The sequence below is a fragment of the Xanthomonas cassavae CFBP 4642 genome, assembly GCF_000454545.1.
Taxonomy (GTDB): domain Bacteria; phylum Pseudomonadota; class Gammaproteobacteria; order Xanthomonadales; family Xanthomonadaceae; genus Xanthomonas; species Xanthomonas cassavae.
In genome coordinates this window covers 4023799-4036578 of record NZ_CM002139.1, presented here as the reverse complement: position 1 = coordinate 4036578, position 12780 = coordinate 4023799, and the positions used below count along the sequence as shown (strand labels likewise).

Sequence of the window (12780 nt, the reverse complement as noted above, 5' to 3'; positions counted from 1 at the left end):
GCCCATTTGTTTGTTGCCAATCTACAACGCGATTTGTGCCCGCCGAGGGCATTGCCTGGTAATTTGCAGTCGCCAGACAGGCTGTCGACGATCTTTGCGCGACGGCAAGCGCCTGAGACCTCGGGTGACCTGTTGATGTCACGGAGCGGCGGCGCCAGGGTAATCAACACGCGTCCGGGCAACAGCGGCATCGCACGACATCGTCCGCTTGCTTAAAGCATGGCTGGTGCAGGCGTTGCAGAGGGACGAATGGCCGTGATCGACAATCCGGTCACGGCCGGGGCTGCACCATGTGGGCCGTTGCCGGTTGGCGCGGTCGGGCCTATGGTCGACTGCGCTGCTGCTCACTTCCTGCCGATGGTGCCGCATATGTTCCAGTCTTCCGATGCCCTGCAACCTCGCGCCGATAGGGCGCGGTCGTCGATGTCCGCTGACGTACCGGACGGTGTGCGTGTGCCGGCTGAGCGCAATGTGGCGCTGGCCGGCGTCCTGCTGGCGCTATGCATGATCAGCGGGCAGGTGGCCGCGCAGGCAGGGGATCCGCCCGCATTCGATCGCCCCGGCATTCCGTTCGCCGCCGATGTGCTACAGCCCGGTGCATTCGCCTGGGAGCAGGGCTTGCCGGATGCGAGCACCGACCGGGCCGATGGCCAGCGCACCACGCTCTACACTGCCGACACCGTGCTGCGTCTGGGCCTGTCGCAGTATGTGGAGCTGCAGCTCGGCAGCGACAGTTATAACTGGCAGCACGGCGGTGGTACACGGGTCCGCGGCGGGGGCGACAGCCATGTCGGCCTGAAGGTGGCCTTGCCCTCGCGCTCGGACAGCTTCCATTGGGCGGCGCTGGGCACCTATAGCGTGCCGACCGGCAGCCCGGCCTTCAGTGACGGCTATGCGCGCGAAGTGGGGGTGACCGCATCCTGGGATCTTGCGCAGCAGCGTGCGCTGGCGCTGTATGTCAACTACGCGCGCGACGACGATGGGCACAGCTGGACTTTTGCGCCCAACTACACGTTCTTTTCCGGCGAACACTTCAGCAGTTATGTGGAAGCGGGCGTGGAGACCGGCAGCGAGCACTCGCGTGTCGCCGGTGCCGGCGGTGCGTGGCAATTGCCGCACGCGATGCAGCTGGATGTGTCGGTGCTGCGCGGACTGACGTCGGAAAGCCCGGACTGGCAGGGCGGGATCGGGTTGTCGATCGCCTTCCAGTAACGGGTCTGCCTGGCTCAACGCAGGGCGACGGTGCCGAGCAGCAAGGCCGTGTGCCCAGCGCTCGGAGAAGTAGTCACGTTGCTCAATGGCGCCGACTGCCGGTAATAGCATCCAATGCTGCACTGCCGCATGCATTGGGTGCGTGGAAAAGGCTTAATTGGATCGATCCAATTCCAGTCCATTGCATGCACGATTTCCACTCAGCGGGGGCGGGCGCTTGACGCATTCCGGGCAGGCACCGGCCACGCCGGAGACGCGCGCGGTGCGTCGTGGTGCCGTGACGCTGCGCGACATTGCCAACGCAATCGGCGTGTCGCGCGCCACGGTATCGCTGGTGTTGCGGGGCAGCCCCCTGGTGCATGCTACTACCCGCGCGCGGGTGGAAGCAGAGCTGGATCGGCAACACTACGTCTATAACCGCGCTGCGGCCAATCTGCGGCAGCGCACTTCGTCCAGCATCGCGCTGGTCATCAACGATCTGTCCAATCCGTTCTTCGCCGAATTCGCCGCCGGCGTCGACCAGGCGCTGGGCGCGGCCGGTTATGTAACCCTGCTGGGCAGCACCGGCGAGTCGACGCAGCGCCAGCACGCGGTGCTGGCCTCGTTGATGGAGCACACACCGGCCGGCATCATCCTCTCGCCCGCGGAAGGCAGCCAGGCGCAGGCGCTGGCGCAGGTATTCGGCCGTCAGCGCAACGTGGTGCTGTTCAACCGCGAAGTGGACGGAGCGGGCTGGGATCTGCTGTCGCTGGACAACGAGCAGGGCGCCTTGCTTGCCTGTACCCATCTGATCGCGCAGGGACACCGCCAAATCGTGTTCTTCGGCGGCCACGCCGATTCCAGCTCCTGCCGGCAGCGTCGTGCCGGCTACATGCGGGCGATGTCCGCGGCCGGGCTGGCCGTGCAGTACGTCGAATCGGCACCCAATCGCCAGGATGCCGCGTTGTGCGGCGCACGCATGCTCGACAGTGGTGCGCACAGCGCCACCGCGGCGGTCTGCTACAACGACAGCGTTGCACTGGGCCTGATGGCGGGCCTGGCGATGCGCGGCATCGTGCCGGGACGCGACTTCGCGGTGACCGGCTTCGACGATATCGCCGAGGCCGCGCTGTTCACTCCTGCGTTGACCACGCTGGCCGCCGACCCGCGCGCGCGGGGCCGGCAGGCTGCGCAACTGGTGCTGCAACGTATCGGCAATCCCGAACTGGCGGTGCAACGGCTCACGGCCGCGGTGGCGCTGCAGGTTCGCGCCAGCAGCGCCTGTGCACCGACACCCGCGGTTTCGTCCGCTCCGTTACACCGTTCTCCCGCCCATTCCCCCACCAAGGCCTCCGGCCGCTGACCAGGCAACTCCTATGGTTTCCCTTTCCACGCAATCCACTGTACCCAGTGGCAACAAGGCGCCCGTCAACAACGGCGTTGCGTTGTCGGTGGTCACCACGATCTTCTTCATGTGGGGCTTTCTCACCTGCCTCAACGACATCCTGATTCCGCATTTAAAGTCGGTGTTCGAGCTCAACTTCGCGCAGGCGATGCTGGTGCAGTTCACCTTCTTCGGTGCGTATTTCCTGATGTCGCTGCCGGCCGGTTGGCTGGTGAACCGGCTGGGCTACAAGCAGGGCATCGTGGCCGGGCTGGCAGTGGCGGCGGTTGGCGCGCTGGGCTTCTGGCCGGCGGCGGAGTTGCGCGTCTACGGCGCCTTCCTGGGCGCGCTGTTCGTACTGGCCACCGGCATCACCATCCTGCAGGTGGCCGCCAATCCCTACGTTGCGTTGCTGGGTCCGGAGCGCAGTGCCTCCAGCCGGCTGACCCTGGCGCAGGCGCTCAATTCCCTAGGCACCGCGATCGCGCCGTTGCTGGGCGGTTGGTTGATCCTGTCCAACACGGTGATGAGCAGCGACGCGCTCAAGGCGCTGCCGGAACCCGAGCAGCTTGCCTACCGCGTGCAGGAAGCGCAGGCAGTGCAGGGCCCGTACATCGGCCTGGGCGTGGTGCTGTTCCTGCTGGCGATCTTCGTGTTCCTGTTTCGCCTGCCGGCACTGACTGACGCCGGCGCGCAGAAGGACGAAAGCAAGCATTCGCTGCTGGATGCGCTGCGCCACCCGCATGTGCGCTTCGGTGTGCTGGCGATCTTCTTTTATGTTGGTGCGGAAGTGGCGATCGGCAGCCTGATGGTCAATTACTTCTCGCTGCCGGAGATTGGCGGGTTCACCGAGCGCGAGGCGACCACGTACGTGTCGGCCTACTGGACGCTGGCAATGATCGGCCGCTTCATCGGCTCGGCGCTGCTGGCCAAGCTGTCGCCGCGCGTGCTGCTGTCGGTGTTCGCAGCGATCAATGCACTGTTCCTGGGGCTGACCATGGTCAGCGGCGGCATGCTGGCGGTGTATGCGCTGGTGGCGATCGGGCTGTTCAATTCCATCATGTTCCCGACCATCTTCACCCTGGGCATCGAGCGCCTGGGCGCGTTGACCGGCCGCGCCTCCAGCCTGCTGATCATGGCCATTGTCGGCGGCGCGATCGTGCCGTACCTGCAGGGCCTGCTGGCCGATCGCATCGGCCTGCACGAGTCGTTCGTGCTGCCGCTGGTGTGCTACCTGTACATCGTGTTCTATGGTATCTGGGGCTCGCGTCTGCGTGGCGCCCTGGCGGAGGCACGCGCATGAGTGCGGTCAGGAATCAGGTGATCTGCTTCGGTGAAGCCTTGATCGACATGCTGGCCTTGCCGCAGGCCGCCAGCGACGATGCGCGTACCTTCGCGCAATACGCCGGCGGTGCGCCGGCCAACGTGGCGGTGGCAGTGGCCAAGCTCGGCGGCGAGGCGCATTTTGTCGGCATGCTGGGCCGCGACATGTTTGGCGACTTCCTGCTGCAGAGCCTGCAGCAGGCCGGCGTGGCCACCGACGGCATCGTGCGCACCGACCAGGCCAAGACCGCGCTGGCGTTCGTCGCACTCGATGCGGCGGGCGAGCGCAGTTTCAGTTTCTACCGGCCGCCGGCGGCGGACCTGCTGTTCCGCGCCGAACATTTCGCCGCCGACGGCTTCGCGCAGGCGGCGGTGCTGCATGTGTGCTCCAACAGCATGACCGAGCCGGAGATCGCGCAGTGCACGCTCGATGGCATGCGCCGCGCACGCGCTGCCGGCGCCATCGTCAGCCTGGACCTCAATCTGCGCCCGATGCTGTGGCCGCAGGACGTGAACCCGGCGCCGGTCCTGTGGGAGGCGCTGGCGCTGGCCGATGTGGTCAAGCTCTCGCGCGAGGAACTCGACTATCTGGCCGGCACCTTGAATGCCGACGCTGGCGCGGTGACGCAGAAGCTATGGCAGGGGCAGGCGCGTTGGCTGCTGGTCACCGACGGCGGTGGCCCGGTGCATTGGCAGACGCGGACCGATACCGGCCAGGTGCCAACCTTCGAGGTGCAGGTGCGCGACAGTACTGCGGCAGGCGATGCCTTCGTCGGCGGCCTGCTGTATCAGCTGGCAGCGCGTGCAATTGCGCTTGAGCAGCTGTGCGGCGACCCCACTACGATGGCCGAGGTGATCCGCTTCGCCGCCGCGGTCGGTGCGTTGGCGGTGACGCGCAAGGGCGCGTTTGCAGCGATGCCCGGCATCGATGACGTCCATACCCTGATCCAGGAACAAGCATGAGCCCGCTGCCCGCTTCCCCCGCACCCGATTTCCGTTCGGCCGACGTCCTGCGCCAGCACATCGCCGACACCATGGCGTTCTACCACCCGCGCGCGATCGATCCAGCCGGTGGCTTCTTCCAGTACTTCAAGGATGACGGCAGCATCTACGATGCCGGCCACCGGCATCTGGTGAGCAGCACGCGCTTCGTCTTCAACTACGCGATGGCCTACCGCGAGTTCGGCAATGCCGAGTACCTGGAGGCAGTGCGCCACGGCCTGGATTACCTGCGCAACGTGCATCGCAACGCCGCCACCGGCGGTTATGCCTGGACCTTGCGCGATGGCGTCGTGGAAGACGACATGAACCACTGCTACGGCATTGCGTTCGTGCTGCTGGCGTATTCGTGCGGGCTGAAGGCCGGCATCGCCGAGGCACGTGCGTGGATGGACGAAACCTGGCAGCTGCTGGACAAGCACTTCTGGGAGCCGGAATTCGGCTTGTACCGCGATGAAGCCGACGCCCAGTTCAACTTCACCACGTATCGCGGCCAGAACGCCAACATGCACATGTGCGAGGCGATGATCGCCGCGTACGAAGCCAGTGGCGAGCAGCGCTACCTCGATCGTGCGCTGCAGCTGGCCGAGCACATGACCCGGCGCCAGGCGGCCAAGGCCGATGGTCTGGTGTGGGAGCATTACGACCCGCAGTGGAACATCGATTGGGACTACAACCGCGACAATCCCAAGCATCTGTTCCGGCCCTGGGGCTTCCAGCCGGGCCACCAGACCGAGTGGGCCAAGCTGCTGATGCTGCTGGATCGCTATGCACCCACGGACTGGTTGTTGCCGACTGCGCAGCATCTGTTCGATGTGGCGGTGGAGCGCTCCTGGGACGCGCGGCGCGGCGGGCTGTATTACGGCTTCGACCCGGACGGCAAGGTCTGCGACGACGACAAGTATTTCTGGGTGCAGGCCGAATCCTTGGCTGCCGCGGCCTTGTTGGCACAACGCAGTGGCGATGAACGCTACTGGCAGTGGTACGACAGGCTGTGGGATTACTCGTGGAAGCACATGATCGACCACCGTTACGGTGCGTGGTATCGCATTCTGGATGCGGACAACCGCAAGTACAGCGACGAGAAGAGCCCGGCCGGCAAGACCGACTACCACACCATGGGCGCGTGCTACGAAGTGTTGAACGTGTTGCGGCCGGCTGCTTGATGCTGGCGTGATCAAGGGCGTCGCCGCGCGATGCGTCGGCGCCGCGTAGGAGCGCACCCGGGCGCGATGAGGTTCCACCGGTAAAGCCTCGTCGCGCCCGGGTGCGCTCCTACGATGTCTGCAGTCTGCGGCTGTGCTTATTCCGGGTCGTAATCCAGATTCGACGCCAGCCCACGTTCGGCCAGTGCCAGGGTGATGCCCTTGCGCTTGGCGTAGTCGGCGACCTGTTCCTTGCTCAGCCGCCCGACCACGAAGTACTGGCTCCTGGGATGGCTGAAGTAGTAGCCGGACACCGCGGCGGTGGGGAGCATGGCGAAACTTTCGGTCAACGACATCTCGGCATGGTGCTCGGCGGCGAGCAGATCGAACAGCGTGCGCTTTTCACTGTGTTCGGGGCAGGCCGGGTAGCCGGGCGCCGGGCGGATACCGCGGTAGCGCTCGGCGATCAGCGCCTCGTTGTCCAGGTTCTCATCGTCCACATAGCCCCAGAACTCGGTGCGCACACGCTGGTGCAGGCGCTCGGCCAGCGCCTCGGCCAGGCGATCGGCCAATGCCTTGAGCAGGATGGAGTTGTAGTCGTCGTGCGTGGCTTCGAAGCGCGCGATATGCGGGTCGATGCCAAGACCGGCGGTGACCGCGAACGCACCGATCCAGTCCTGTTTGCCGCTGTCCTTGGGGGCGATGAAATCGGCCAGGCAGAAGTCCGGGCGGTCGATGGGCTTGTCGACTTGCTGGCGCAAGAAGTGCAATAAACGCCGGGATTCGGGATTGGGAATTGGAGATTGGCTGGGCTGCTGCGACTCCCCAATCCCGGCTGCCGAATCCCGGTGGTCCGTCAGGACTACTTCAATATCGTCGCCAACGCTGTTCGCCGGCCACAAGCCGAACACCGCCTTTGCTGTCAGCCACTGTTCGTCGACGATGCGTTTGAGCATGCGGCGTGCATCGCGATACAGCTCGCTGGCCTGGGGGCCGACGATCTCGTCGCTGAGGATGGCCGGAAACTTGCCGGCCAGTTCCCAGGCCTGGAAGAACGGGGTCCAGTCGATCAGCTCCACCAGCTCGGCCAGCGGGTAGTCGTCGAACACGTGCAGTCCCGGCTGACGCGGCGTCGGTGGGGTGTAGTTGCTCCAGTCGCCGTCGAACTTTTGCGCGCGCGCCTTTTCCAGCGGCACCAGCCGCTTGGCGTCGCCACGGTTGCGATGACGTGCGCGGATCTCCGCGTAGTCGGCATCGTTGGCGGCAACAAACGCCTGGCGCAGGTCCCGCGAAATCAGCGATTGCGCCACGCCTACGGCACGCGAGGCATCCTTTACCCACACCGTGGGTGCGGTGTAGTGCGGGTCGATCTTCAGCGCGGTGTGCGCACGCGAGGTGGTGGCACCACCGATCAGCAACGGAATCTCGAAGCCCTGTCGCTGCATTTCGCGCGCCACGTGCGACATCTCCTCCAGCGACGGCGTGATCAGCCCGGACAGCCCGATCAGATCCGCATTTTCTTCGCGTGCGCGGTCCAGGATCACCTGCGCGCTGACCATCACGCCCAGGTCGACCACATCGAAGTTATTGCAGGCCAGTACCACGCCGACGATGTTCTTGCCGATGTCGTGCACGTCGCCCTTGACCGTGGCCATGATGATCTTGCCGTTGGACTTGCCCACATCGCCGGTGCGCAGTTTTTCCGCTTCGATAAAGGGCAGCAGATAGGCCACGGCTTTTTTCATCACGCGCGCGGACTTGACCACCTGCGGCAGGAACATCTTGCCGGCGCCGAACAGGTCGCCGACCACGTTCATGCCGTCCATCAGCGGGCCTTCGATCACATCCAGCGGGCGGGTGGACTGCTGGCGCGCTTGCTCGGTGTCGGTTTCCACGTAGGCATCGATACCGTGCACCAGTGCATGCGCCAGACGCGCACGCACCGGCTTGTCACGCCAGGCCAGGTCTTCGACTTTCGATGCCCCCTTGGTGCCCTTGTAGCGCTCGGCGATTTCCAGCAACCGTTCGGTGCCGTCGCGGCGCCGGTTGAGGATCACGTCCTCCACGCGCTCGCGCAGCTCCGGGTCCAGCTCGTCGTAGATCGGCATGCCGCCGGCATTGACGATGCCCATGTCCATGCCGGCCTTGATCGCGTGGAACAGGAATACCGAATGGATCGCCTGACGCACGGTCTCGTTGCCGCGGAACGAGAACGACACGTTGGAGACGCCGCCGGAAATATGGCAATGCGGCAGCGTGCGCTTGATCTCGCGCGTGGCCTCGATGAAGTCCACTGCGTAGTTGTCGTGTTCCTCGATGCCGGTGGCCACGGCAAAGATGTTCGGGTCGAAGATGATGTCTTCCGGCGGGAAGCCCACCTGTTCGGTCAGTACGGTGTAGGCGCGCGTGCAGATTTCCACCTTGCGGGCGCAGGTATCGGCCTGGCCCACTTCATCGAAGGCCATCACTACCGCGGCAGCACCGTAGCGCAGCACCTTGCGCGCCTGTTCGATGAAGACTGCCTCGCCTTCCTTGAGCGAGATCGAATTGACCACGCTCTTGCCCTGCAGGCATTTCAGGCCTGCTTCGATCACCGTCCACTTGGACGAATCCACCATCACCGGGATGCGCGCGATGTCCGGCTCGGACATGATCAGGTTGAGAAAGCGCGTCATTGCCTTTTCGGAATCGATCAGGCCTTCATCCATGTTGACGTCGAGGATCTGCGCGCCGTTGGCGACCTGCTGGCGCGCGACGTCGACCGCCTCTTCGTAGCGCTCCTCCTTGATCAGCTTGCGGAACTGCGCGCTGCCAGTGACGTTGGTGCGCTCGCCGACGTTGACGAACAGCAGGTCCGGGGTGATGACCAGCGGTTCCAGGCCGGACAGGCGGGTGTAGCGGGGAGTGCTCATGCGGGGCTCTGCTGGACGGTGACGGCGTGGTCGGTCTTGTCGAGTCGGTACTCACCGCAGGACGAGCGCGCGCGATGGAATGCGGCCCTCATCCGGCGCTGCGCGCCATCTTTTCCCGCGGGCGGGAGAAGGGCAGGACGCTGCGCACGGAGCATCCTTGTTGCAGCCCAAGCGCGGCGCTGTCCTTCTCCCGCCAGCGGGAGAAGGTGCCCGGAGGGCGGATGAGGGCTCACTTGCCGCATCACGCCGCCAACTCCTGCGCGCCCGGCAATTGCCGCGGCGGCAGATCGGCGACCGCGTCGGCGATGGCGCGGATATGGTCCGGCGAGGTACCGCAGCACCCGCCGACCAGATTGAGCAGGCCGGCCTGAGCGAACTCGCGCAGCGTCTGCGCCATTTCTTCCGGGGTTTCGTCGTATTCGCCAAAGGCATTGGGCAGGCCGGCATTTGGATGCGCGCTGACGTAGCCTTCGGCGATCTGCGCCAGCGTTTCCACATGCGGGCGCAGGTCCTTGGCGCCCAACGCACAATTCAAACCCACCGACAGTGGCCGCCCGTGCGCCACGGAGGCGTAGAACGCTTCGGCGGTTTGCCCCGACAGCGTGCGCCCGGACGCATCGGTGATGGTGCCGGAGATCATCACCGGCAGCCGTCCGCCGCGCGTTTCGAAGACTTCTTCGATGGCGTAGAGCGCGGCCTTGGCATTGAGCGTGTCGAAGATGGTTTCCACCATCAAGGTGTCGGCGCCGCCGTCGATCAGGCCTTCGATCGCTTCGCGATAGGTCTGCCGCAGTGCGTCGAAGCTGGTATTGCGATACCCGGGATCGTTGACGTCGGGGCTGATCGAGGCCGTGCGGCTGGTCGGGCCGAGCACGCCGATCACGAAGCGCGGCTTGTGCGGGGTCAGCGCTTCGACCGCATCGCAGCAATCGCGCGCGACCTGGGCGCCGGCCTTGTTCAACTCGTAGACCAGGTGTTCCAGGTGATAGTCGGCCTGGCTCACCGAGGTTGCGTTGAAGGTGTTGGTCTCCAGCAGGTCGGCACCGGCATCCAGGTAGGCGCGGTGGATGCCGGCGATGATCTCCGGGCGCGTCAGCAGCAGCAGGTCATTGTTGCCCTTCAGGTCATGCCCTTCCGGCGCGTGTGCGTGATCGCACCCCGGCCCATGCACGTGCGCGCTGTCGTAGCCGTCGGCAAAACGGGTGCCGCGGTAATCCGGTTCCTGCAGGTCGTGGCGCTGGATCATGGTGCCCATCGCGCCATCGATGATGAGGATGCGTTCGGCGAGCGCGGCAGTGAGTCTGGCGGCGCGCTCGGGATGCAGCCAGGGCAGTGCAAACGGGATTGGAGGTTGGGAATTGGAGATTGCTGCGGGCGTCATGATGCGATTCTCCGTGAGGCAGTGGCGCTGCTTTCAACGAATCCCGAGTCTCGACTCCCAATTCCCGGCTTCACCGCGATCAACGAAATCACTTCGAAGTGCGGCGGGCGCTTCTCGCGCGTCACCGTCTCCAGGCTGGAGACGTCCAGGCCTGCCTTTTCGGCGAATCGGCGCAATTCCTTGGCGGCAAAACCCAAATTGACGTGGCCATAGGCATGCACGGCCGCGCGGTGTTCATGCTTGGCCAGGCTGCACAGCAGCAGCCGGCCGCCGGGGCGCAGCACGCGCGCCGATTCGGCCACGGCCTGCGCCGGCTTGGCGGCATAAGTGAGTGCATGCATCAGCACCACCAGGTCGAAGCTGGCATCGGGGAACGGCAACGCATGCATGTCGCCTTCGCGCACTTCCACATTGCGCAATTTGCGCAGACGCTCGCTGGCGGCGGCTACCACGCGCGCACTGGTGTCGATGCAGATGTAGCGGGTGGCATGCGGGGCCACCAGCTCGGCCAGCACGCCATCGCCGGAGGCGATGTCGAGGACGTCACCGGTTTCCAACAGGGGCAGCGCCGTGCGCGCCAGCGCTTCCCAGGTGCGCCCGGGCGAGTAGTGGCGCTCCATGTCGCCGGCCACCGAATCGGCCCAGTTCTGGTCGGCGGCGCGGTTGGCGAGCACGGCGGCCACCCGCTCGGCATCCTGGCGCAGCAGCGGATCGTCGCTGCCGGTACTCAGCGCCAGCCACAGTGCACGCTGGGCCGGATCCAGCGACACCTCGTCGAAGCGGTAGTACGCGGACACACCGGCGCGGCGGTCGCGCACCAGCCCGGCTTCCTTGAGCTTGGCCAGGTGGGTGGACACCCGCGGCTGGGCCAGGCGGGTGATGGCCGACAGCTCGGCCACGGTGAGTTCTTCCTGTTCCAGCAGGGCCAGCAGGCGGACACGGGTGGCGTCGGCGAATACTTTCAGGCGGGCCGACCAGTCTTCCAGATCCATGAATATCTCTATATCGCGATATGGAGATATTTTCGGACGGGCAGGGGATGGGGTCAACTACATACGCATGCGAATGGTTGTGGCTACAATGAGCGCATAGCCAACACCCGGGAGGGGTCGAACGTGGATTTCAGCTTTACCGAAGAACAACTGATGATCCGGGACGTGGCCCGCCGGATCGGCCAGGAAAAGATCGCCCCCAGCGCCGAGCAGTTCGATCGCAGCGGCGAATTTCCGCTGGAGAACATCCAGCTGCTGGGTGAGAACGGTCTGATGGGCATCGAGGTGCCGGCCGAGTACGGCGGTGCCGGTATGGACCCGATCAGCTATGCACTGGCGATGATCGAAATCGCCGCCGCCGACGGTGCGCATTCGACCATCATGTCGGTCAACAACTCGCTGTTCTGCACCGGCATCCTGAAGAACGGCACCGAAGCGCAGAAGCAGCGCTACGTGCGTGCGATTGCCGAAGGCACCCACATCGGTGCCTTCGCACTGACCGAGCCGCAGTCCGGCTCCGATGCATCGGTAATGCGGTGCCGCGCGGTCAGGCAGGGCGATGGCAGCTTCGTCATCAACGGCAAGAAGAGCTGGATCACCTCCGGCCCGGTGGCCAAGTACATCGTGCTGTTCGCGGTGACCGAGCCGGACAAGGGCTCGCGCGGCATCACCGCGTTCATGGTCGATACCGAGCGCGCCGGCTTCCATCGCGGCAAGACCGAGCCCAAGCTGGGCATCCGTGCCTCGGCCACCTGCGAGATCGAGTTCGCCGACTATGTGGCGCAGCCGGACGAGGTGCTGGGCGCCGAGGGCGAGGGCTTCAAGACCGCGATGAGCGTGCTGGATGCCGGGCGCATCGGCATCGCCTCGCAGGCGGTGGGCATCGCGCGTGCCGCCTATGAGGCCACGCTGGCCTACGTGAAGGAGCGCAAGGCGTTCGGCGCGGCGATCGGCACCTTCCAGATGACCCAGGCCAAGATCGCCGATATGAAGTGCAAGCTGGACGCAGCACTGCTGCTGACGCTGCGCGCGGCCTGGCTCAAGGGCCAGGGACAGAAATTCGGCACCGAGGCGGCCGTGGCCAAGCTCACCGCGTCCGAAGCGGCGATGTGGATCACCCACCAGGCGGTGCAGATCCACGGCGGCATGGGCTATTCGAAGGAAATGCCGCTGGAGCGTTACTTCCGCGATGCCAAGATCACCGAAATCTACGAGGGCACTTCGGAAATCCAGCGCCTGGTGATCGCGCGCGGCGAGACCGGCCTGCGCTGAACGGCCTGATCCGGCACTACGTCGCGGTCGACACCATCGGCCCGAGCTGCGCAGCAGTCGATCCGGCACCGTGGCGCTGGCGATTGCCTCACCCTGTGTAGGAGCGCGCTTGCGCGCGAAACGGCGTTCTCGATAACGCCCCATCGCGCGCAAGCGCGCTCCTACGCAAACGTGGGCGCTC

General features: G+C 65.4%; 9 protein-coding genes. 6 read left to right on the top strand and 3 right to left on the bottom strand.

What is annotated here, in order from left to right:
• Window positions 1-357: 357 nt before the first annotated feature.
• From XCSCFBP4642_RS0117765 to XCSCFBP4642_RS0117745, 5 genes are all read left to right on the top strand, one after another.
• Window positions 358-1212: a transporter gene (locus tag XCSCFBP4642_RS0117765; RefSeq protein WP_029220966.1), complete on the top strand. Its 855-nt coding sequence runs from the start codon at window positions 358-360 to the stop codon at window positions 1210-1212.
• Window positions 1213-1429: 217 nt separating this feature from the next.
• Window positions 1430-2554 carry a LacI family DNA-binding transcriptional regulator gene (locus XCSCFBP4642_RS0117760; protein ID WP_033898505.1) on the top strand — a complete coding sequence of 375 codons (1125 nt, stop codon included), beginning with the start codon at window positions 1430-1432 and terminating at the stop codon, window positions 2552-2554.
• 13 nt (window positions 2555-2567) lie between these two features.
• Window positions 2568-3878, top strand: coding sequence for an L-fucose:H+ symporter permease (fucP, locus tag XCSCFBP4642_RS0117755; protein WP_029220964.1), 1311 nt, complete (start codon window positions 2568-2570; stop codon window positions 3876-3878).
• Window positions 3875-4861 (top strand): carbohydrate kinase family protein, encoded by a 987-nt coding sequence (locus tag XCSCFBP4642_RS0117750; protein ID WP_029220963.1) that lies wholly within the window; start codon window positions 3875-3877, stop codon window positions 4859-4861. The genes fucP and XCSCFBP4642_RS0117750 overlap by 4 nt, the downstream gene beginning before the upstream one ends.
• Entirely contained in the window at window positions 4858-6063 is a 1206-nt protein-coding gene (locus tag XCSCFBP4642_RS0117745; RefSeq protein WP_029220962.1) for an AGE family epimerase/isomerase, read from the top strand. The genes XCSCFBP4642_RS0117750 and XCSCFBP4642_RS0117745 overlap by 4 nt, the downstream gene beginning before the upstream one ends.
• A 137-nt stretch (window positions 6064-6200) precedes the next feature.
• On the opposite strand, the gene metH is transcribed toward XCSCFBP4642_RS0117745, so the two are convergent.
• The 3 genes from metH to XCSCFBP4642_RS25200 all read right to left on the bottom strand — a co-directional run bounded on the left by metH (window position 6201) and on the right by XCSCFBP4642_RS25200 (window position 11327).
• Window positions 6201-8954 (bottom strand): methionine synthase, encoded by a 2754-nt coding sequence (gene metH, locus XCSCFBP4642_RS0117740; RefSeq protein ID WP_029220961.1) that lies wholly within the window; start codon window positions 8952-8954, stop codon window positions 6201-6203.
• A gap of 241 nt (window positions 8955-9195) precedes the next feature.
• The gene (locus tag XCSCFBP4642_RS0117735) at window positions 9196-10335 is read right to left on the bottom strand and encodes a homocysteine S-methyltransferase family protein (protein ID WP_029220960.1); all 1140 of its coding nucleotides are present in this window, start codon (window positions 10333-10335) and stop codon (window positions 9196-9198) included.
• Window positions 10332-11327 (bottom strand): ArsR/SmtB family transcription factor, encoded by a 996-nt coding sequence (locus XCSCFBP4642_RS25200; protein ID WP_033899377.1) that lies wholly within the window; start codon window positions 11325-11327, stop codon window positions 10332-10334. The genes XCSCFBP4642_RS0117735 and XCSCFBP4642_RS25200 overlap by 4 nt, the downstream gene beginning before the upstream one ends.
• 153 nt (window positions 11328-11480) lie before the next feature.
• On the opposite strand from XCSCFBP4642_RS25200, the gene XCSCFBP4642_RS0117725 reads away from it, so the two are divergent.
• Window positions 11481-12599: an acyl-CoA dehydrogenase family protein gene (locus tag XCSCFBP4642_RS0117725; RefSeq protein WP_228325677.1), complete on the top strand. Its 1119-nt coding sequence runs from the start codon at window positions 11481-11483 to the stop codon at window positions 12597-12599.
• Window positions 12600-12780 lie beyond the last annotated feature (181 nt).

What these genes read in the sequence shown, in the direction of transcription:
- XCSCFBP4642_RS25200 (WP_033899377.1), bottom strand. Translation starts at nt 11,327, where the DNA reads ATGGATCTGGAAGACTGGTCGGCCCGCCTGAAAGTATTCGCCGACGCC.
- XCSCFBP4642_RS0117765 (WP_029220966.1), top strand. Translation starts at nt 358, where the DNA reads ATGGTGCCGCATATGTTCCAGTCTTCCGATGCCCTGCAACCTCGCGCC.
- XCSCFBP4642_RS0117745 (WP_029220962.1), top strand. Translation starts at nt 4,858, where the DNA reads ATGAGCCCGCTGCCCGCTTCCCCCGCACCCGATTTCCGTTCGGCCGAC.
- fucP (WP_029220964.1), top strand. Translation starts at nt 2,568, where the DNA reads ATGGTTTCCCTTTCCACGCAATCCACTGTACCCAGTGGCAACAAGGCG.
- XCSCFBP4642_RS0117735 (WP_029220960.1), bottom strand. Translation starts at nt 10,335, where the DNA reads ATGACGCCCGCAGCAATCTCCAATTCCCAACCTCCAATCCCGTTTGCA.
- metH (WP_029220961.1), bottom strand. Translation starts at nt 8,954, where the DNA reads ATGAGCACTCCCCGCTACACCCGCCTGTCCGGCCTGGAACCGCTGGTC.
- XCSCFBP4642_RS0117725 (WP_228325677.1), top strand. Translation starts at nt 11,481, where the DNA reads ATGATCCGGGACGTGGCCCGCCGGATCGGCCAGGAAAAGATCGCCCCC.
- XCSCFBP4642_RS0117750 (WP_029220963.1), top strand. Translation starts at nt 3,875, where the DNA reads ATGAGTGCGGTCAGGAATCAGGTGATCTGCTTCGGTGAAGCCTTGATC.